Here is a 22833-nt window from a genome sequence, read left to right as displayed (position 1 = left end):
ACAGGATGCTTGGTATGTTTACTCAATTAAAAGAACGCGTTTTAGCCGCAAATTTATTATTACCTTATTATCAACTTGTAACCTTTACATGGGGAAATGTATCAGAAATTGATAGAAATAATGGTGTCATTGCCATTAAGCCATCTGGCGTTCCTTATGATGAACTGACAACCGAAGATATTGTGATAATTGATCTTGATGGAAATAAAATTGAAGGTAAACTAAATCCTTCAAGCGATACCCAAACGCATATTGAACTTTATAAAACATTTGAACAAATTGGCGGAGTTATTCACACTCATTCCCGTAATGCAACAATTTGGTCACAAGCTGGTTTAGATATTCCTGCTTTAGGAACTACTCATGCAGATTATTTTTATGGTGATATTCCTTGTACTCGCTTATTAACACCAACTGAAATAACTAATAATTATGAACTCAATACGGGGAAAGTCATAATTGAGGAGTTTAATAAACGCAATATTGATGTTATGGCAATACCTAGTGTGCTTGTGTCTGGGCATGGTCCTTTTGGATGGGGAAAAAATGCTGATGACGCCGTACATAATGCGGTTGTTTTAGAAGAAATTGCTGCTATGGCATTAGCAACTCGCAATCTGAATATCGGTATTAAAATCCAACAAGAATTATTGGATAAACACTATTATCGTAAGCATGGTAAAAATGCCTATTATGGGCAATCATAAAACTATTAAAAATTAGGTTTAGTAAAAGTTATACTATTTAAAAATATCAGCCATCCGCCAAACATCTTTGTTTGGCATTCTTACCTCAAACAGTCGTTAAGATTAAGTGTTAAAATATCCAGTATAATTTTATCAATATAGTCCCCATTAAATTCCGTTTCATTTGGATCATCACTTATAATTACAATGAACTCATCAAATAACGTAATCAAACTTACCTTATTGTTTATGTTAGCAAACTAAAAACATTATACTTTCACGTGGTATTAAATTTTTAGATTAGTCTATAATCCATTTAATTTATAACTTTTTGGAGCCTTTATAAAAGTAAAACTTATTTATTTGAGAATATCCTTAAATTACTTAAGACATTAGGATTAACTAACTAAATAATATTAGAGTTAATTTAAAAGAGATAAATTCACTGACAATTTTGAAAATACAATATCATAAAATAACGATTACTAAATTTAGTTAGTAATATATTGAAATATTCCTTTTTATTTTAGGTTCAATCGTTAGCGTTAATTGAATTTATAAATAATTTATTCTCTAAACTAATTATTTACCCATATTAAATATTAAACCCAAATAATTATTTAAATATTTGGGTTTAAGAATTTGATATCAATTATTAAAGTATATAAATATTAGATTTCCTCACTTCTAAATTTACCATTAGATAAATCCCGTTCAACTTCACTATAGATTGATTCAAGTTTATAAAAACACAAAATAGCGATATTAATTAACGCGAGAATAAAAGGAAAGTATATAAATAAAAACTCAATCACAGATAGAACTTCATTTGTTTGCTGTACATCACCGCCACTGATGAATCCGAAAGCGCCGAGTATCCAACCAATACTAGCGGTACCCATCCCCATACCTAATGTCTGACCTAATGTTCCTGCACTGAATAAAATCCCTTGGATTCTTAATTTAGTGATCCATTCACCATAATCGATAGTATCTGCTAAAAAGGCAAACATAGTGGCACCAACTCCACAAAAACCAATACTTCGAACAACTGTAGATATAATAATATATAACGCATTTTGTTTATCAATTAATGGAATTAAACAAGCAATGCAACAAACAATAAGCCCAAATAATGCAAGGTTTCTTTTACCAAAATGACGAAGAAGATATGGAATGATAAGTAAAGTCAATAAACTAGGAATATATTGAGCCATACTTATGTAAGACATATAGTAAACATCTTCTAAAATATATTTTGAATAGTAAACACTTACAGTTGAAAGTGCAGTTAAACTGGTAAAAGTTATAAACAAATAGAAAAATATCATAATCCAATATTTGTTTTTTAGCATAGCTTTTAACACTTGATCCAATTTTATATTGCTATCATTATCTTCTTTGATTGGCTTAATTCTTTCTCTAACATTTAATCCAGTAATAATTAAACAAACTGCAGTAAAGAACCCAAAGATAGCAAATAAAATTATCCAAGACACTTTAGTATTGCCAAAATATCCAACAATTGGGAGAGTAAAAACCCCAACAGTTAGAGATCCTAACGTAGAAAGTCCATTTCTAAATACACTTAACACACCTCTTTCATAAATACTTCTTGTAATAAGAGCAAGTAATGAGCCATAAGCAATATTGTTTGCAGTAAATAAAATATTAGCTAATAAATAAGTTATGCATACATACCATATTTTTACATTATCACTCGCTTCTGGAATTGTTGACATTAAAAATGCAGATAATCCAAAAGGAATAGCTGTAAATAGAACCCATGGCCTTGCCTTGCCATATTTAGTATTTGTTTTATCAATTTTTATACCAACAAAAACACATAAAATACCATCTATAACACGAGCAAAAAACATCAAAGAGCCGACTAGAATGGCAGAAACACCGACAACCTCAGTATAAAAATATGCCAAAAAGGTTACCATTAAAGTATAAGTTAAATTTGTACCATAATCGCCTAGACCAAAAGAAAATCTTTCCTTGAATTTAATTTTTTCTGAATCGATATCAGAATTATTTATAAAACTATTCATGATTAGTTCCCAACAAAATAATAGCTAAATCCCAATCTTTTAATACAAATTTGTCGTTATATTTTAAAATTGAACCGGTTAATAAATTAAGTCCGCTTTTTTTAGTAAAACAAACATTTATAGGGTTAGAAGAATAATTAAAGTAAAATCTAATTTTTTCTTTTTTATAATTGATACCATTTTTAATAATTAGTGGAAAGCTATCCTGGCATTTAAGATCTGCCAATTTTTCCTCATTAAAAATATATTCATAAATTTTTTGTAATACGGAAGTACTTATATTACAACCTATATAAGTGGCAGAACCGCGCCCATACCGATTACTGGTAACTGCTGCATATTTTCCCCAATATGGATGTTGATACTTGGCTAAAATTTTTGTATTAACATCTGGCTCAATCAGCTCCATCCAATCATTTATCTTGCAATCACAATTGGCCAGATCGATCTCGTCAGATATCAAACTTACATTATTAGGTTCAACGAATAGTTGATATGAAATCCCGCAAGCTTCAGAAATAATGCCAGGTTGAACAACAGTTCGCACCTTCATATTTTCATTTGCAAAACCAGATTTAAATGAATAAATTACATTTCCGCCATTTAGAACATAATTATTTAATTGCTCTAATTTAAGGTCACTAACACTATAAAGAAGTGGGATTATTAGAAGATCGTAATTAAATATAGAGTCATCATCAATTGAAAGAATATCTACCTCTATATTCATTTTATATAAGGTATCGTAATAAGCACGAAAAATATCGTTATATTGATGTAATGAATCCCTATTAAATTGATGACCATGCCAAGGATGCCAATCAATAGCTGTTAAACACTCATTACTTACAATAATTGCTACTCGGTTATATTTTTTTATTTCATGTAAATGCTTTGATAAAATCTTTAACTCATTACCTACAATAGAAGCTTCTTCATAGATTGGATTTGGCTGTAAATCATGACTTAAAATTCCTTTCCAATATGTTTCAAATGAGTTATGAATTGAATGCCAGTGCCAATAACCAATTAAGCTTGCACCACTAGCAATATGGCTATACGCTTGTAAACGTAACTGACCGGGATAAGGAGTCCAGTTTTTGAATGCTTGAGCTTGTGTTTCTAATACAAGGTAATTTTTTTTCTTGGTGCTACGAGCTACATCTCCTGAAAATGCAATTTCAATACCAGTTAACTGATCTTGACTTGGATGGTAAACATCAACACCAGTTATATCTAAAATTTCAGATGCATCAAAATGATTTACTTCAGATTGAATTCCATATGACCATGTTCTCCATTCAAAATCAAAATTATGAGTCAAAAATTGTTTTTCTGATTTATATTCATTAATAATATTAGCTTGCCATTGCAAAAAATTTTTTACTAATTTACGCTGAAATTTCTGAAACTCAGCACCTAAACTAGCATTTATTGTTCCAACTGTTGATGGAAAATCTTCCCATGCATCGATTCTATTGCTCCAATAATCTAAACCAAACTCATGATTTAATTTTAATAAATCACCTGCAAATTTTTCTTTCAAATACTTAACAAAATCTATTTGTATGTTATCTCCACAAACATCATAATATTTAGTTTCATTATCAATCTGGAATCCAATAACGGCAGGATGATTAGCTACGGCTTGCATTAGTTTTCTTATAAGACGTTCGGCATAAAATAGATAAGCTGGATGCGTAATATCCATTTTTTGACGATGACCATATTTATTACGACCATTTGGCGTTATAGCCATAACTTCTGGATATTTCTTTTCAAGCCAAGCTGGAATAGCATAAGTAGGAGTTCCAATAATTACATCAATGTTATTTTGATACATCTTATCAAGTACTATAAGAATAGAACTAAAATCAAAAACTCCTTCTTGTTTTTCAAAAGTACTCCAAGTACTTTCTGCGATACGCACATAGTTTATTCCTGCATCTAACATTAATTTAATGTCTTTATCTAATCTTTCTTCTGGTAAATATTCTCGATAATAAGCAACCCCATAATAAATTTTATCCATAGTTTATATCTCTCTTTTTTGTTAAATTAGCTATTATTTTTTATGATAATTAAGCATTCTATTTAAACATATGAATAATCATGCTATTAATATGGAATTATTTGCTTGCTAATATAAAATGAGGGATACATCACACTATTAAATCATAACCATTCCTTTTCATTTGTTTATTGCAATATTCAAAACAACTTATATTTAGGATTGATTATTTGCTATAAATTTGGATGTATTATTGATGCTTCATGAAGTTAGTTTATTAGTTGATTAATAAATTTTGATAATTTGGAGATTATTATATTTTTTAGGTTTTTTGAAGTTATTTATCCGTTATATGGATTTGAATGGATTGAATTTTTTAATATTTAAAGATATTTCAATTCAGTTTTAAATAGATGAATTTATCAAAAATCAGGTATCTTATGATACCTGACTTTCAAATTTTAAGATTAAATGCAGTAATTAATCATCACTATAACCTAAGCTACGCAATGCGCGCTCATCATCGGCCCAACCCGCTTTAACTTTAACCCAAAGCTCTAAATGTACTTTGTTGTCAAAAAATGATTGCATATCTTTGCGGGCTTCTATACCAATTTTTTTGATTTTTTCACCTTTGTTGCCAATGACCATTTTCTTTTGACCATCTCTTTCAACTAATATTAAGCCGTTGATACGATACATTCCATTACGTTCATCAACTTTGAATTGCTCAATTTCGACAGTGACTGAATATGGCAACTCATCACCTAAAAAACGCATTAACTTTTCACGAATAATTTCGGAAGCCATAAATCGTTGAGATCGATCGGTGATATAATCTTCAGGAAAATGATGTTCGCCTTCAGGCAAATGTTTTTTGACAATTTTCCTTATAATATCAACGCCATCACCTTTTTCAGCGCTAATTGGCACTACATCAAGAAAATTAACTTTTTGGCTAATTTCTTGAATATGCGGTAATAGTTGAGTTTTGTCGATAACGTTGTCAATTTTATTAATTACCAACAATACTGGGCATTTGCAATCTTTAAGCTTGTTGGCAACCATTTCATCGTCATCATTCCAATGTGTACCTTCAACAACAAAGATTACTAATTCGACATCACCAATTGAGCTACTTGCAGCGCGATTCATTAAACGATTAATCGCTCTTTTTTCTTCGATGTGTAAGCCCGGAGTATCAATATAAATAACCTGATCATTATCTTGAGTATCAATACCAACAATACGATGACGTGTTGTTTGCGCTTTACGCGATGTTATAGAAACTTTTTGGCCTAGTAGTTGATTTAATAATGTTGATTTACCTACATTTGGTCGACCTACTATGGCGACAAATCCACAATGTTGTGTTGTTTTTGTCATTTTATACCTAATTGATTAAGTGCTTCTTGAGCAGCTGCTTGCTCGGCTTTGCGACGGCTTAGACCTCGCCCTAAATATTCACGGCTATCATTCTCAAGTTTGCATTGAATTAAGAATTCTTGCTCATGATTATCACCTGTTACTTCAAGAATTAAATAACATGGGCGCTCACAATGAATGCCTTGCAGATATTCTTGTAAGCGTGTTTTGGCATCTTTCTGTTTAATACCAGGTTGAATTTTATTCAATCTAGTTTGATACCACGTCAAAATTAAACGTCGTACCGTTTCGATATTGCTATCTAAATAAATAGCACCAATAATAGCTTCGACGGCATCAGAAATAATCGAGTCACGACGAAATCCGCCACTTTTTAACTCGCCTTGACCAAGAATAAGATAATCACCTAATTTAAATTCTTTACCCATTTCAGCCAGTGTTTGCCCACAAACAAGTGTTGCACGCATTTGACTCAAATCACCCTCATCTTGTTTGACAAAACGTTCATACAGTTCATTAGCAATCACAAAGCTTAAAATTGAATCACCTAAAAACTCTAAACGTTCATTATGCAATTTGTTAGCACTTCGATGAGTCAGTGCCAATTCTAATAAAGATAAATTATTAAATTGGTAACCAATTGATTGTTGTATTTGATTAAACTTTTTCATTATCATTGCAATTAATGTATACCACCAATACGGCTAAATCGGATGCCTGTAGGCCATTCATCTGGTTGTTTCTCAAAACTGATCCAAATGGCTGTTGCGCGACCAACAAAATTCTGTTCAGGTACAAAGCCAAAATAACGACTGTCACCACTATTATCTCGATTATCACCCATCATAAAATAGTGATCTTTAGGTACTATCCATGTAGCAATTGGTTGTCCATTTTGGCGATAAAAATAATTAGGATCCTCATGTGCACCTTGAGTGGTTAAAATTTCATGAGGTCTATCGCCTAACGTCTCTTGTTGTATATTCATATCAAGTAAGAAAACAGATTGAGAATTGACAATACCTTTATCTACACATTGCTCTAATGTATAAAAATTAGGACTTGTTTTAAACTCTTGATGCACTTCTTTCCAATTGCTTGGTTGAGGTTGCGTATAATGTAAGTCTAATGGTTCAGATTTCTGCCCACCCACACAATTTGCATCATTAGTTTGACAAGCAGGATAAATCAGTACTTTCTTCTCTTTAACGAGATATACTATTTTATCGCCTGGCATTCCAACCACCCGTTTAATCAAATCCATTTGAGGATTATTTGGATGTTTAAATACAGCGACATCACCTCGTTTAGGGTGGCCTGTAGAAATTAAGACTGTATTAGTAATAGGATCTCTTAATCCATAAGAATACTTTTGAACTGCAATAAAGTCACCAATAAGTAAAGTTTGCATCATTGAACCTGATGGTATTTGAAACGGTTCAAATAAAAATGAACGAATCACAAATACAACAAATAAAACAGGGAAGAACGATGATATACTTTCAACCCAAGCTTTTGGTTTACCTACTTCTGCAAGTATTTTTCCATCTATTTCGCCATTATGTTGTTTGCGAATCTCTTCTACTTTTCGTTGTCTTGCTGGTTTCCACCTAAATTTTTCTAAAAACCAGAAGATTGCAGTAATCAATGTCGCTACTGTTAATATGATGGCAAATGTTCCAGCCATTTTTTACCTCTTTAACTGATTAATCTTTTCCCACATGTAAAATGGCTAAAAACGCTTCTTGTGGTAACTCAACATTACCAACTTGTTTCATGCGTTTTTTACCTTCTTTTTGCTTCTGTAAAAGTTTCTTTTTACGGCTAACATCACCGCCATAGCATTTGGCTAAGACGTTTTTACGTAATTGTTTAACCGTTGAACGAGCAATAATATGATTACCAATAGCGGCTTGAATAGCGATATCAAATTGTTGACGAGGAATGAGATCTTTCATTTTTTCCACTAATTCTCGTCCACGATAAGGTGCATTATCTCGGTGAGTAATTAAGGCTAATGCATCAACACGTTCACCATTAATTAATACATCTAATCGCACCATATCAGCAATTTGGAATCGTTTAAAACTATAATCCAATGAAGCGTAACCACGAGAGGTAGATTTTAATTTATCAAAAAAGTCTAAAACTACTTCTGTCATTGGAATTTCGTAAGTCAATGCAACTTGATTACCGTGATAAACCATATTAGTTTGCACGCCACGTTTCTCAACACATAACGTGATTACATTACCTAAATAGTTTTGTGGAACCAATATATTACATTCGGCGATTGGTTCTCGTAGTTCTTGAATATTATTTACCGCTGGAAGTTTAGAAGGACTATCAACGTAAATAATTTCATTTGAAGTCGTTAAAACTTCATAAACTACTGTTGGCGCTGTGGTAATAAGATCAAGATTATATTCGCGCTCCAAACGCTCTTGTATGATCTCCATATGTAATAACCCAAGGAAACCACATCGAAAACCAAATCCTAAAGCGCCAGAATTTTCTGGTTCATAAAATAGTGATGCGTCATTTAAACTTAATTTGCCCAATGCATCACGGAAAGCTTCATAATCATCAGAACTTGTTGGAAATAAACCAGCATAAACTTGCGGTTTAACCTTTTTAAAACCAGGTAATGGTTTATCTGCTGGACTTTTAGCTAAAGTTAAAGTATCCCCTACTGGCGCACCTAAAATATCTTTAATGGCACAAACCACCCAGCCAACTTCACCACAATTTAAAGTATCTTTATCAACTTGTTTAGGCGTAAAAATACCAAGACGGTCAACATTATAAGTCATACCGGTACTCATAACTTTAATTTTATCGCCTTTGTGTAATTCGCCATTTTTGATACGAATTAAAGATACGACCCCTAAATAGTTATCAAACCATGAGTCAATAATAAGTGCTTGTAGTGGTGCATTTGAATCCCCCTCTGGTGGTGGAATATCTTTTACTAATTGCTCCAATACATCCGCCACGCCTACCCCTGTTTTGGCAGAACAACGAACCGCATTACTTGCATCAATACCGACAATATCTTCAATTTCTTCAGCTACACGCTCAGGTTCTGCCGCAGGTAAATCAATTTTATTAAGTACGGGAACAACTTCTAAATTCATATCTAAAGCCGTATAGCAATTTGCAAGGGTTTGAGCTTCAACGCCTTGTCCTGCATCAACAACTAATAGTGCGCCTTCACATGCTGCAAGTGAGCGAGAAACTTCATAAGAAAAGTCTACATGTCCAGGTGTATCGATAAAATTAAGCTGATATGTTTGACCATCATTTGCATGGTAATCTAATGTAACACTTTGCGCTTTAATTGTAATACCACGTTCACGTTCAAGATCCATTGAATCAAGAACTTGCGCTTCCATTTCACGATCAGAAAGTCCTCCACAAATTTGGATAATACGATCTGAAAGCGTTGATTTACCATGGTCAATATGAGCAATGATTGAAAAATTGCGGATATTTTTATTCATATCAATAAATTATATTTTATGTTTTAGTTATATACTGTTAATTACCCGGAATGTTATTACCAAAAATAACAGGTTAGATAATCACGAAAAATAGAAAAGGCACATTTTACACATTAATAACCGCGAAGCATAGTGTTATCGAAAGTTTTGCGATTATTTCTCAACAATATTTTGGGCAATACGCTCAATAGTAACTTTAGGTAGATTACCAATAATAACAATATTTTTATTATTAATATTTGTCGAAAAAATAGTCCTATCACCTTGCGTAATAAGCTGATTTAGCTGGCTTGATTGTTCCGAAGATACATTAACGGTAAATGAAAAAACACCATCAGAAAACAATTTAGTGGCAATATCAGAATTATAAAAATTAACATTATAGGCCGCAATTTCTCTAAATCCTCTAGGTAACCATGCTAAGCGCCAAACTTCTAATATGTCATTTTGTTTTTCAATTGATAATAAGATAGGATAATTGCGACTGTCTATATATTCTTTAATCTCTTTTGGATCGAATTTTTCGTCTAAATTAACCACTTTTTGTTGACTTATGATTTCACCATTTTGATCAAGCAAGTCAATTCGAAGAGGCAAAAAATTTTCATCATCAATCCAAATAATATAACTATAACGATCTTTGTCTTTAGCAATCATTTTTACTAATTGCGCACTACGATTAGCTGTTCTGGTTTTACCTAATAAAATAAAATCATAAACATCAACCAATTGGTTGAAATCATTATAAATCACATCGGGAAAAGCTTCAGTAATACGTGGACTAGTAATAGAAAAAGAGGCACTATCTGGTTGAAAATAACTCGTTACACCATTGTTCAAAATAATTTCTTTTGCGGGGCCTTCAAGATAAAGCAATTGAGCTTTGATATCATTTTGCTTTTCTGATCCTAAATGAGAATATTCATAAGTGGTAACGTATTGATCTTTATCTTGAGAAAGCAAATGAATTTGGTAAGTATTCGTTTTAACAGCTTTGTGCATACTATTCATCAATAGTAGCGCTTTATCGTTGTTTTCCGGATAGGCAGATAAAGTAAATAGCATCAAAAACAGAGTAACGATAAATTTTATACTCTGTTTGAGTTTAGATGTATTTAAATAAAATAAACAATTCATAAAAAATTAATGAGCATTTAGTCTTTTTTGTAACTCATAATCCTGTACAAGCAATCTAATTTTATCATATTGTCTTTTTTCGAGTAATTGTTGGTCGTTATGTTGTTGGATACCACCAACAGGGGCAACATTGACTCCAACCGGTAAAGTATTCAGTGTTGGAGCGCCATTTATATTATTTGATTGCCCTTGCTGATATTGAACACCAGCAATAATTGCTAACGTAACACAAGCCGCCAATCCAACTTGACTGACTTTTGCCACTGCATCTTTTACTCGATCCCAAAATAGATTTTCAGCTTTTGGTATAGTGACTTCATGTGGGGTTGGCTGATCTGCCATTTCAAAATATAAGTTTTCATCAGCAATAGCCTGAGCAACTTGTTTTGAAATATCTAAAGTTAACGTACTACTGTGCAGCTCACCACGCATAGCGGATCTTACAACATGGTAGCGATGCCAACATGACTGTAAATCTTCATCTTTTGATACAGCATCAATGAAATAATCATCTTTAAGCTCACCATCCATAAGGGATGAAAGTTGCTGTTTCTGTTCTGTTTGCATAGTAGATACCTTAATTTTATAGCTACTTTAAATTAAATGATTTAATCAGTTATTAATGGTTTAATCTTTTCATCAATAATATCACGAGCTCTAAAAATACGTGATCTTACTGTACCAACAGGTGTACTCATAATTTCGGCAATTTCTTCATAACTTAAACCATCAATTTCGCGCAATGTAATGGCAGTTTTTAAATCATCGGGTAATGCTTCAATTGCTTCAAATACCACTTTTCCAACTTCTTTTGAAAGTGCTAAACTTTCTGGATTATCAATATCTCTTAAAGATTCTGCACCGTCATAACTTTCAGCTTCACTTGCATCAATGTCTGATGATGGAGGCCGACGTCCCTGAGAAATTAGATAATTTTTTGCTGTATTAACCGCTATTCTGTACAACCATGTATAAAATATACTTTCACCTTTAAATAGGCTTAAAGATCGGTAAGCCTTAATAAAAGTCTCTTGCACAACATCTGGAACTTCAGAAGCTGAAACGTAGCGAGAAACCAAATGAGCGAGTTTATTTTGATAACGAACAACAAGCAAATTGAACGCATTTTTATCCCCATTTAATACGCGATCAACTAATACTTGGTCTGTTATTTGCTCCCCCATTAAAGGCCAACCCTCACTATGTTAATAACTGCTTGTGGCCCAAAAATGTGCTTACTAACAGTTAGATTGTTAAATTCGTAAAAAGTTCCCATTTATTTTAATAGAAATATAAGTTTTTTTCATATCAAAATACCTTTAAAACATTTTTTACAACAAAGAATATTAATTTTATTGAACTTTTTATAAAATGACTTAACTTTACAGATCAGTTTTAATTCAATAAGTAGATCTCTCGTTCACCAGCATTATTATAAGTAATTTGATAAAATTGCGGTAGATTGAAATTGACAGAACTACTCGTAGTAAAAGTAAATCTATCATCAGATAAAACATAAAAATCATTAATTGCTTTGACCATATTTTCTCTATTGCCGTTACAATTTCGATATATTTCTATTTGATTATGTTCATTTAAAATATAGAGATCAAACCCAATGTCAGTATCTTCGAAAAAGAACTGAATTACACCTTGGTAGGCTACACTGTCTATTTCTTTAGGCAGTTCATTTGTTTCATCTAATATATTTAATGGTCTTCCTTGAGCCTTATTATTAGACACTGCACCGTAAAAATCAATGGTATTTTCAAATTGATGAAGTGAGACACCAAGTCGTTCAAAAAATAGATACCAAGATGCGCCATCAATTCTTAAAGGTTTAACTTGCGTTAAATTATTTATCGTAGAACTTAATCGCAGTTCAATGCAATCATCCATCAACTTTTTTATTTGTTGTCTAATTTGGCTATTTAAACATTGACTGTAACAAAATATTTCCATTGAATTTGGTAAATCAGCATCTTTATGCATTCGGTTAAGTAACGCTTTAATAGCTTCAAGAACACATAATTTACCATTAAAATGTAAAACACGAATTTCATTCCAAGAATTACGGTATAGTAAGTCTATTGATCCAACTAAGCTTAATTCATTTTCACCATAATTTAATACATTCGAATTAAATTCATCTTCTAAATTTAAATTAGACGTAGGATCGTTTTCGAGATTTAAAATGATGGCTAAGTGACGTATCTCACAGGGTCCATAAAGTTGTTCTTCCGTTGCGGTTGGAACATTAATAGGAAAATATGCTTTTAGATCTTGAATGAATTTGGTTATTTTAGTCTTATCCCGATCTTCACCATTATGATAATAAAACTCTGTTGAGTCATAAATCATATTATTAAAATAACACCAACTAACTAATTTAACCAAATATTTACTATATTCTATATATTGGTGACCAATAATGTCATTTAAAACTGGCTTTTGTTTATACACATACCAACCCGAGCGATTTATTCTATCTTCTTTAACATAAATAAAAGTAAGTGTATCTTCTTGTAAATTATTAGAAATATTGAGTTTTAATGTGGTGATTTTACCAGGCAATACTTCAAAAGAAGCATAAAGTTTACGTGTTAATATCGCTAAGTCTTGTGGGCTAATGAGTGAATCTAAATTATTACGACGACCAAAATTTAGTAAATTGCGATAACCTGTCATCATAGTCTGTAATAATATTTCGTGTATTTCACGAACTTGTTCTATCTTCCAAGTATTACTGGCATCTAATTTAGCAATGAACTCTTTACTCCATCCCCATTGTTTCACTAAATCATCAAGAACTTTTCGACGCCACGATGGCAAGCTAGTTGGAACAGATAATTGTTCATTAACTTTTAGATAAAAACACGTTCTAATCAGTTCTAATCGTGCAAAATCTTCAATTTCAACTAAGTAATGAGTTAACCTTTGCAAAAGCATATAGTACGAATCTAAATAGCAACCTTGATAAATTTCTGCCTTTTGAATGTAACTTCGCATCTCATAAGCAATTGGTTTATTTTCAGGGTAAATCCATGAATAAGCTTCGAGTAATAAAGTTTTCAATACGGCTTTAAATGGCGAATCAATACTTTTATAAAGTTGCCATAAGCTAGCACCAAAATATTCTTCTGCAGATAATCCAGTTAATGAACCAAAATCGATCCATTCATCACGTATGATAATATTCTGTTCAATTAATGCTTGAACACACTTTTCATAAGTCGGATATTTGGTGTTATTGATAATTAAATCGCTAGGCACTGCAAACCACAATAATAATTTACCGGCCAATAAGTTAGCCGAACGATAAAACTCCTCTAACAATAATATATGTTGTGCCGAACCACAATTTTCACCGATTAAACATTCATGATGTTTATTGATAAAGCGATCTACATCTACAACAAATAAGGTTAATTTAATCCCTAATTCTTTTGCCCATTGCTCAATTAAACGACATTTTTTTTGTAAAGATGACTTTCGATCTGCTGATAAATTATTTTCAATACAAATCCAAATATCCAAATCTGATGCAACTGATTGTCCAATTGAACATGTACTTCCCATTGAATACAGGGCGGAAATGTCAGATTTGACAGTTGTTAATGGAGCAATGAAATTAAAATCATTTTGTAATTGAGTAGAAACAGTTTCAGAAATTTCATAACAAGCAATGCCCATAGGCGTATCTTCATTTAGATAGCCTGGAAGTTTAGGATCATGAAAGTGAAAAAGAGCCGGCAGAAACGAAAAAACACGTTGAAATTCTTCTGACATAGCATTCAGAGCACGTTCATGTTTCAATAAAGCAAGATCTTTAAGTTGTTTTTTTATGTTGTTAATATAATATTGCATGGCATTATTCAAGTAAAACACGTGTACTACTAACAAACAATTTCAATCTAACATTTTCTTATTATAACGTAAATAGAACGTTAAATTAAAAACAAAATAAATATTATGATCACATTAGAAAAAATAACGGATATTTTAAAAACAACTAAGCATCCAAAACAAATCAATAACAAAGCCGCAGTGTTAATTCCAATTGTAAAAGTAGATAATCAATTACACTTGTTATTCCAAATTAGATCCCATAAACTCAAATGGCAACCTGGTGATATCTGTTTTCCTGGTGGTAAAGTTGAAATTGAAGATATAAATCCAGAACAAACCGCGAAAAGAGAAACATGTGAAGAACTAGGACTTTCAATTAATGAAATTACTATTTTAGGTCAGTTGCCAAAATTTATTGCCACATTAGGGATGATAATTTATCCATTTGTAGGTAAAATTGATTCTATCGATGATTTAAAGCTAAACTTTGACGAAGTTGAAAGTATTTTTACTGTTCCGCTTGAATGGTTTAAAAACAATCAGCCTTTACATGCTACAATGCAAGTTGGGCATAAACCAGATAATGATTTTCCTTATAACTTATTACCCAATCGTTCAAAAGATTGGCAAAAAAGATCTGAACATTTAGTTTACTTTTATCACTATAATAATTATATTATCTGGGGTCTAACCGCTCAAATAATAAAACAATTCATTAATATTATTCAATATAAGTAATATAATATTAAAAAATTAGCTAACGAATTTAAAAAGTATTTTTACTTAAATCAACGTTCTTCAGTAAGCGTTTATTTTTAACGCAATGTTTCTATAAGTTTCATTTATTACTATATATTTCTTTAATGAGTATCATTAAATCCAAATAGTTTAAAACAAACAGTTCTTTTATTTCTTAGATAAAAATTTATGGCCAAACGTAATTAATAATAGGTAGATATAGACATAAAAATCTTAAAGTTTGATGGTGTATAAATATCTTTAAATTATGTTTTATATTTGCAAATTAAAAAAAGCGTTAAATATTAACTTTAGTTTTAATAATTTAAAAATGAAGGAAATGATCATGAAACGTTTAAACAAATTATCTATTACTCTTGCTCTTTTATTATCATTACCTGTTGCTAGTGTTTATGCAGCAGATGCTTTAACCTCTCAAGAAGCAAAAAACTTAATTCCACTTAAAGAAATTTCTGTAACGGGTAGATATTTACAAGCTGAAAATGCAGCAGATGATATTTCTCGAGCAGCTGATGAAGCTGGCGCTAAGTATTATCATATTAAAGCAATTGAGAATGCAATGACTAATAACTCAGCCGATAGCGCTGTTGTTTACGCTGATATTTATCAATCTAACCAACCTGTTGCAGTGGAAAAAAAAGAAGTGACACAAAATGGTGTTGTTCTTTATCCACGAGCTAAAGCGCTTTATTATCTTCCATTTGAAGTTATCAAATTTAAAGGTAATTACAATAATACTGCCGAAATAACGAATGATGCGAGTAAATTAGCCGCAGAAAAGAATGCATATGCTTTTTATGTTTTCTCTATTGCGCCTTCTGATATCAAAAATCAGGCACAAGAAGTCGATGTTGCATTATATAAAAAAGATGCAGTAGTAAGAGATTTCATTGTTTCTAAAGCAATAGAAGGTGAGGATGCTTACGAAATCACGAGTGATGCGTTTAAAACAATGACACCTTATGAAACGATTAGTTTTCATGGTTCATTCAACAATACAGCCGAAATCAGCGCTGAGGCTCAAAAATATGCAATTGCTAATGATGCACACTTTTATTATGTGAAAGAAATAACAACAAATCCAGCCAGTACAATACAAACCGTTTATGTAAATTTATATAGATAATAAGTTGATTTTTATATAACTTTCTACGTGAAATATCCGTTTAACCACGTGGAAAGTTATATTATTCACTCCTCATTAAAAGTATATTAATAGAATTAAAATTTATATCTTATGCTAGATATTTTATAGTCGATTGGTTATATACTATTTTATTTATCATGTGCATTTTAGATGCTAAAAATTTCTTTCTCATACATCTTTTCTTTCATTTCACCTATCTCAAAGTATTAACTATATACAATTCAAAACTTCTGCTTGATATGTAAAGTTTATGACTTAGTAAAGTTATTTGAATGAGTGGCTATTTGATTTGGGGTAATCAATAATAATACCATGTGGAGGGTCATTAATAAGTTTTCCATGCGATTAAGTTTATAGGTAAAGTTATTCAACAAAAGATGGAATATTAAAATGAATAAATCGCTATTTGAATATGTCTAATTAAACTTTAACAGTTATATTTTATGTTTATATTAAAAAGCGTCTTTATGAATTTCTATTTTAAATCAATGGTAAATTGTTAAAATTAAGTTGATGATATATAATTTTTTGCGTTACCTAATAAATTTATTACAAATATTTTAAAGGATTAAAAAATGTCTAATCAAGTTGTTCCTTATGTCGATAGAGCAGTACAGGTATTAAATAAAATCGGCATTATACTTAAACCTCAAACCGATGCCCCAATTTTAAAATTACTGGATAATGTTACTGAGATTGATAAAAACCGAGTTATGTCGATAGCTCGTACGTTGCAACAACAAGGTGCATTTAATGAAGTAGTCCGTGATCAAATTGATGGTGTTGAAGTATCACAGCGCTATACCAAAATAGTTAATCATTTTGATAGTATTCGTACTGATATGGAAAAAATGATAGGTTGGCTTGATGATGGTCGATTAGACTTTTTGGAAAGAATCAAAATTGGTTGGATGAAACTTAAACGCGGATCAATTCCAGATCGTTTCAATCTCATCAAATCTACTTACTTAGAAGTATCAAAAGAAACAGGTAATCAGGTCGAACGTGAACGTATTATTTTAAATGCTTATCAGGATTTTAGATTTGGATTAAAACAAGCACAAATTACCGCCGAAGAATTAGTCAATATGGCAACAGCCCGCCTTGAAGATTGTAAAAATAAATTATCATTAGCCATTGCCGATGTAGATAATTTCAATTCTGATGATCATGTTGCTCGAGCACGTTTAGAACTCATTAGAGATGAAGCATTACGTAATGTTCAACAAGAAGATAGTCGTTATCAAATTATTTTGGATTTAGCTAATAATTTAACCGTATCTTATAATTCAGCCGAAGCAGTATTTGCCCGTTTACAACAAACAACTTCAGTAAAAGAACGAGTATATCAACAAAGTGTTAACTTTTTTTCAACGAATGAAATTGTGTTTACTGCTTTAAGTGCTTCAATAACTTCTTTAACTGGTTTAAGTGAAAGTACTAAAACCTTAGAAGCCTTAAAAGATGGTATGAATAAAGGCATAGAAAGTATAGCATCTGTTGGTAATAAACAATTAGATGAAGCTTTACGAGCTGGATATGGTTCTACTATTAAAGCCGATTCGTTACGTTCTTTAGTTGAAGCGATCGTTAATTATCAAGAATCAAGCCAACAGCTAATTAGCGAATTACGAAATGAATCAATTGAAAATGCAAAAGAAATAGATCGTATTGTTGAAGATGGAAAACAACGCTTTAACAATATTATTCTAAAGGTTAATAGTTAATGTCGGAAATTAAGCTTAGTGAACAATTAGGAGCGATGGCAATAATTGATGAGCTTTATCAAAAACAGCAATTATTACTTGAGCATCTTGATCGCAATGTTTTGCGGGATAAATTGAAAGAAAACATAAAAAATTACTATCAAACCAAAGGACAATTTATTGATGATAGTCTTATAGAAAAAGGAATTAATCTTTGGTTTGATAAACGTTTGCGGTTTAATGTACCTAAACGTAATTGGTTTATGCATTTTCTTGCTTTATGTTATATTAAAAGAAACATTGTATTTTCTATTATATATATTATTTTATTCGTTTTAACGTTAATTAACTTTGCAGAAGTAACGATTACAAAAAAAATAAAAAGTAATATTGATAGTACTTATAACCATATTTTATCCGCAAAAAGTAGTTTAAATGATTTAAATAGAAAATTTCTTGAAATTGATAAGCATTCTGTCAATTTTGCCCAAGTTCCAATAAAAAAATTAAAAAACTCAATTATTGATCTGCTTAACCAAGATAATATTTCTTCTATAGTAAAATCTGGGGCAGATCTATCTTCAATAGCGCAAAAAGATAAAGATATACTTAAATATTTAAAAGAGACTGACTACTCAATCAAAACTAAATTATCCGAAGTCACTTCGCAAATAACACAATTGCAAGAATTAATTGAAACGGATAAGAAATTAACTAAATTAATCCACAATCAAGAATTTACTGATGCTAGTAAAAAATACCCTATATTACAAAATATTGTCGATTCTATTATTGATAGCCTTAATCAAGGTCAAACAAATATCGATACTAATCGGATTGAAACACTTTATTCTTCAATTGAACGTGCAGAATTTCTTGAAAAGAAAATTGAGTCTGATACGAAACAGTTACTAGAATTAAACGTACCTAAATCAGATATGGATCCCATTATTGCGCTTCAAACTTCATTACTTGCTGATTTAAAAGATTTAAATTTTGAAAATGTTGAAAATTATCAAACAATGATGGCTTACTACCTTAAACTAGCACAAACTAATTTAACGTTGACCATCGTTGACCATCCAGATCATAAATCTGGGGTTGAACGCACACATGAGAATACTAATGGTAAATCTTGGTATTTAATTGTTCAAGCATTAACATCAACCGGTAAGCCAACTTCAATATGGGTAAAAAGCATCGAAACCGGTGAAACCAAATTAGTAGAGATGTTTGGTCAACAAGTTACCTTAAAAGCATTTAATGCCGTTAAAGAGGATAAAATAAATGATGGGCATATTGATAATAATAAACTTTGTGCTAAACCAAAAGGACGTTTAACGTTTAACTGTCCAAATTCAGTTAAATCAGGCAGGATTTTAGAGTGGTAAACCATGCAGACAAGAACAATTGAAAGCACCATTAATCAAAAAGCTCGTACAACTAAGGCTTCTTTGGACTCAGCCAATCAAGAATTACATGATACACATGAAAAATTACTTGATTTAAAGACTCAACAAGCAAATATTTATAATAAAATTGCGACTATCTATTTATTAGAATCACCTGAAAATAACGATATTAAAATACAAAAAATTATTGACCAGTTACAAAATGTTTTAAAGCAATTAAAAAGCAAATCTTACAGTTTAGACAAAAAAATTGATAAGCAGCAGATAAAATTAACAGAAATTTTGATAAGATTAGATGAACTTACAACCGAAAAAACGCTACAACTTGAGAAAGATCCCGATTATCTATCGCTATTTGATCGCTTTACTATCGAAAAAGAACGCTTTGATAAAGAAACTGAAAACTTTGAAGCTTCTCAAAGCGAGTTTTCAGAAAAACTTGTTCAATATAACGAAAATAGGTATTTTAATTATTTAATTAAGCGAAACTATGGTGAAAATAATTACAAAGCTTTTTGGATCTTAAAAAACCTAGATGCATGGTTAGCAAGATTTGTTAATTTTTCTCAAAATTACAAAAATTACAAATTAATCAATTCATTACTAAATGAATCAAAATCACGTTACGAAAATCAAACAAGATCTTATGAATTAGCATTAAAACAAAAAGAACAGAAAGAACATAGTGTTGAAACTGTTTTGAAAATACCAGCGATAAGAGTTGAATTAGCAGAAATTGAGCAGGATTTAGCGAATCTAGAGCGAGAAAAGCAAGAAAATTATAATGTTTTAAATGAAACACAAACAGGAAAAAGCCTCGAGTTTAAAAGACTCTCTTTGCAACTTGCTGAGTTTTTAAAACATAAGTCTTTTGATAGACTTCAGCAGCTAACCTTACAAACAAAAACTAAAGGAGATGATATATTACTTAAAAAGCTCTATGAAATAGAAAAACAGATAAAGCAATCTGAGAATCATATTGTTCATCTTCGTAATACAACTTCAGATTTAATGAAAACCTATGAGCGTTTTAATGAAACACTTAATCTTTTTAAGGAATACAATATTTCCAGTTTTTTATATGAATATAGGATATCTTCGTATAATCTGAATGAACTATTAAATAAATTATTAAACAATGATGTTTTTCCAATTACCATTGTTGAGACACTACTTAGCTATAGAGTACGAATAAAAATCGAAAGAAGAACTTCGGTACATCAAAGCAGTATCGGATCATTATTGAGCTATTCATCAAAATCATCTTCTTGGGGGTCTTCATACCGTAGTAGTTCTTCATCCAGTAATAGTTCATCATCAAGTCGCGGTAGTTACTCATCAAGTTCATCGTCAGGTGGTGGAGGATATAAAACGACAGACAGTTTTTAAATCTAGGTATGAGCTTTTTTATAATATATTCATTATTCACGTTCTATCGTGGATAATGATTAATTTTAAAAATCTCTGTTTTATTGGCAATTTATATACTATCTACATATAAATTACTTATTAGAAACACATAAATCAATATGAAAATAATGCTGATTACTTAATACTTATCTATATTCGATTTGTGTCATATTATTTGATTACTTATACTATATTTTGGTTTTATACGCTCCTAACATTTTTCCACTAGGTTACTAATTTATTCTGACTTGATAATTAATATAGTACTTCTGTTAAATAATTATAGAAAAATTGCGATATAAAAGTTCTATAATAACGACAAATAGATTTTATCTAATCAATTATAAATTCTATAGGAATTTGAGCTAATTTTTTACTTGTGTCGGAACAAAGACTTTTAATTATTCTTTTCTAACGCTTAGATTTCACACTAATTGAACCTAAATTTATTTTGAGATTACCATTTTTCGATCTTTAATTTTTTCATTATTGAGTATCTGATAGCATTCTACATCCTATTGATATTTTATTTCACCATAAATGAAAGACATCACTTTATGGTCTAAAAATTCAACATTACCAAGAAAATTATGTTTTATCGACTATTGGAATTAAACTAACAATGTTCAAGGTGTTTTTAATTTCAAAGTAGATAAACATAGACTTTATACAACTATTTTTAGTTTAGTTATCTTAACCCAACACTGTAACGATTAAGTTAATACAAGCTTTTTGACTAAATGGAATTAGGTAATCATAATTTATATTATTAACCATACATTAGTAATAAATGTTCATAAATATAAATTGCATTTAAAAGGAGAAGAACAAGGATAATCAATATCAAATCAATGTATCTGTTAGAGCAACTAAATAGTTACAAAAAAATATGAATTAATGCTATTTATGGACTCAAATAATATTGTGAAAAAGTTGACCAAATATAAGAAAGGAATGCATATTTATGGCTGGGGTACAAGGATTCGAACCTTGGAATGGCGGAATCAGAATCCGCTGCCTTACCGCTTGGCTATACCCCATTATAAAAAAATATATGGTACGGGTAGTGAGATTTGAACTCGCACACCTTTCGGAACTAGAATCTGAATCTAGCGCGTCTACCAATTCCGCCATACCCGTATTGAACTATTGATAAAATAGTATATATCAGATTTAAAAATTTTAATATATTATACAGGATAAAATGGCTGGGGTACCAGGATTCGAACCTGGGCATGGCGGGATCAAAACCCGCTGCCTTACCGCTTGGCTATACCCCAATAAAAGATAATTATTAAGATTAGATGGTACGGATGAAGAGACTTGAACTCACAACCTTGCGGCGCCAGAACTTAAATCTGGGCATCTACCAATTTCGCCACACCCGTATAAATAATCAATAAAGAGGTATAAACCTAAAAATTAAACGGACTAAAGCATCTTAAAAAATTACGCAGAATGGAATGGCTGGGGTACCAGGATTCGAACCTGGGCATGGCGGGATCAAAACCCGCTGCCTTACCGCTTGGCTATACCCCAATAAAGGATTAATATTAAGATTAAATGGTGCGGGTGGAGAGACTTGAACTCACACACCTTGCGGCGCCAGAACCTAAATCTGGTGCGTCTACCAATTTCGCCACACCCGCACTGAATACTTCCGGTAAAAGTACTACCTAATCTTAATGGTGGCTACGACGGGATTCGAACCTGTGACCCCATCATTATGAGTGATGTGCTCTAACCAGCTGAGCTACGTAGCCATCTCAT

At 31.2% G+C, this 22833-nt stretch carries 16 protein-coding genes and 7 tRNA genes; 6 read left to right on the top strand and 17 right to left on the bottom strand.

The genetic code is table 11. The annotated features are described in order from the left end of the window. Window positions 1-14 precede the first annotated feature (14 nt). Window positions 15-707 carry an L-ribulose-5-phosphate 4-epimerase gene (locus tag H3S73_RS01810; protein ID WP_198227076.1) on the top strand — a complete coding sequence of 231 codons (693 nt, stop codon included), beginning with the start codon at window positions 15-17 and terminating at the stop codon, window positions 705-707. A 650-nt stretch (window positions 708-1357) separates the two neighbouring features. Here the strand turns inward: H3S73_RS01810 and H3S73_RS01805 are convergent. From H3S73_RS01805 to H3S73_RS01760, 10 genes are all read right to left on the bottom strand, one after another. Continuing rightward, window positions 1358-2743 (bottom strand): MFS transporter, encoded by a 1386-nt coding sequence (locus H3S73_RS01805; RefSeq protein WP_198235745.1) that lies wholly within the window; start codon window positions 2741-2743, stop codon window positions 1358-1360. Continuing rightward, window positions 2736-4775: a beta-galactosidase gene (locus tag H3S73_RS01800; RefSeq protein WP_198235744.1), complete on the bottom strand. Its 2040-nt coding sequence runs from the start codon at window positions 4773-4775 to the stop codon at window positions 2736-2738. Before H3S73_RS01800 ends, H3S73_RS01805 begins: the two co-directional genes overlap by 8 nt. Before the next feature lie 459 nt (window positions 4776-5234). After that, on the bottom strand, window positions 5235-6140 hold the full coding sequence (gene era, locus H3S73_RS01795; RefSeq protein ID WP_065738727.1) for a GTPase Era: 906 nt from the start codon (window positions 6138-6140) through the stop codon (window positions 5235-5237). Further along, entirely contained in the window at window positions 6137-6814 is a 678-nt protein-coding gene (gene rnc, locus H3S73_RS01790; protein WP_370528779.1) for a ribonuclease III, read from the bottom strand. Before rnc ends, era begins: the two co-directional genes overlap by 4 nt. Before the next feature lie 8 nt (window positions 6815-6822). Next, complete coding sequence (gene lepB, locus H3S73_RS01785) at window positions 6823-7827, bottom strand: signal peptidase I (RefSeq protein WP_198235743.1); 1005 nt, start codon at window positions 7825-7827, stop codon at window positions 6823-6825. Between the two features lie 19 nt (window positions 7828-7846). Further along, the gene (gene lepA / locus H3S73_RS01780; protein WP_065738724.1) at window positions 7847-9643 is read right to left on the bottom strand and encodes a translation elongation factor 4; all 1797 of its coding nucleotides are present in this window, start codon (window positions 9641-9643) and stop codon (window positions 7847-7849) included. Between the two features lie 153 nt (window positions 9644-9796). After that, the gene (locus H3S73_RS01775; RefSeq protein WP_198248890.1) at window positions 9797-10654 is read right to left on the bottom strand and encodes a MucB/RseB C-terminal domain-containing protein; all 858 of its coding nucleotides are present in this window, start codon (window positions 10652-10654) and stop codon (window positions 9797-9799) included. Between the two features lie 132 nt (window positions 10655-10786). Next, entirely contained in the window at window positions 10787-11347 is a 561-nt protein-coding gene (locus tag H3S73_RS01770) for an RseA family anti-sigma factor (protein WP_086326228.1), read from the bottom strand. A 41-nt stretch (window positions 11348-11388) separates the two neighbouring features. Continuing rightward, a complete protein-coding gene (gene rpoE, locus H3S73_RS01765) occupies window positions 11389-11964 on the bottom strand; it encodes an RNA polymerase sigma factor RpoE (RefSeq protein ID WP_086309220.1) in 576 nt (191 codons plus the stop codon). Window positions 11965-12175: 211 nt separating this feature from the next. Beyond that, a complete protein-coding gene (locus H3S73_RS01760; RefSeq protein WP_198248889.1) occupies window positions 12176-14668 on the bottom strand; it encodes a class I adenylate cyclase in 2493 nt (830 codons plus the stop codon). Window positions 14669-14752: 84 nt separating this feature from the next. Between H3S73_RS01760 and H3S73_RS01755 the strand changes: the two genes are divergently transcribed. From H3S73_RS01755 to H3S73_RS01735, 5 genes are all read left to right on the top strand, one after another. Next, a complete protein-coding gene (locus tag H3S73_RS01755; RefSeq protein WP_198235740.1) occupies window positions 14753-15367 on the top strand; it encodes a CoA pyrophosphatase in 615 nt (204 codons plus the stop codon). 346 nt (window positions 15368-15713) lie between these two features. Next, a complete protein-coding gene (locus tag H3S73_RS01750; protein WP_172398387.1) occupies window positions 15714-16514 on the top strand; it encodes a YdgH/BhsA/McbA-like domain containing protein in 801 nt (266 codons plus the stop codon). 596 nt (window positions 16515-17110) lie between these two features. Continuing rightward, complete coding sequence (locus H3S73_RS01745; RefSeq protein WP_198235739.1) at window positions 17111-18262, top strand: hypothetical protein; 1152 nt, start codon at window positions 17111-17113, stop codon at window positions 18260-18262. Beyond that, window positions 18262-19632, top strand: a complete 1371-nt coding sequence (locus H3S73_RS01740; protein ID WP_198235738.1) for a DUF6384 family protein — start codon at window positions 18262-18264, stop codon at window positions 19630-19632. Before H3S73_RS01745 ends, H3S73_RS01740 begins: the two co-directional genes overlap by 1 nt. Window positions 19633-19635: 3 nt before the next feature. Next, a complete protein-coding gene (locus H3S73_RS01735) occupies window positions 19636-21042 on the top strand; it encodes a hypothetical protein (RefSeq protein ID WP_198235737.1) in 1407 nt (468 codons plus the stop codon). A gap of 986 nt (window positions 21043-22028) precedes the next feature. Here H3S73_RS01735 and H3S73_RS01730 read toward each other — a convergent pair. The 7 genes from H3S73_RS01730 to H3S73_RS01700 form a co-directional block, all read right to left on the bottom strand. After that, window positions 22029-22103 (bottom strand) — tRNA-Gln (locus H3S73_RS01730). 15 nt (window positions 22104-22118) lie between these two features. Then, a tRNA-Leu gene (locus tag H3S73_RS01725) sits at window positions 22119-22203 on the bottom strand. Window positions 22204-22268: 65 nt separating this feature from the next. Beyond that, window positions 22269-22343: transfer RNA gene (locus H3S73_RS01720), tRNA-Gln, on the bottom strand. A gap of 25 nt (window positions 22344-22368) precedes the next feature. Further along, window positions 22369-22451: transfer RNA gene (locus H3S73_RS01715), tRNA-Leu, on the bottom strand. A 76-nt stretch (window positions 22452-22527) separates the two neighbouring features. Next, window positions 22528-22602 (bottom strand) — tRNA-Gln (locus H3S73_RS01710). A gap of 25 nt (window positions 22603-22627) precedes the next feature. Continuing rightward, window positions 22628-22712: transfer RNA gene (locus H3S73_RS01705), tRNA-Leu, on the bottom strand. 37 nt (window positions 22713-22749) lie between these two features. Then, a tRNA-Met gene (locus H3S73_RS01700) sits at window positions 22750-22826 on the bottom strand. Window positions 22827-22833 lie beyond the last annotated feature (7 nt).

Origin of the sequence: Gilliamella sp. B14384G12 (assembly GCF_016101825.1) — a bacterium.
GTDB lineage: Bacteria > Pseudomonadota > Gammaproteobacteria > Enterobacterales > Orbaceae > Gilliamella > Gilliamella apicola_N.
Note: the sequence above shows the minus strand (reverse complement) of the source record. Positions and strands in the feature narration are given on the sequence as shown.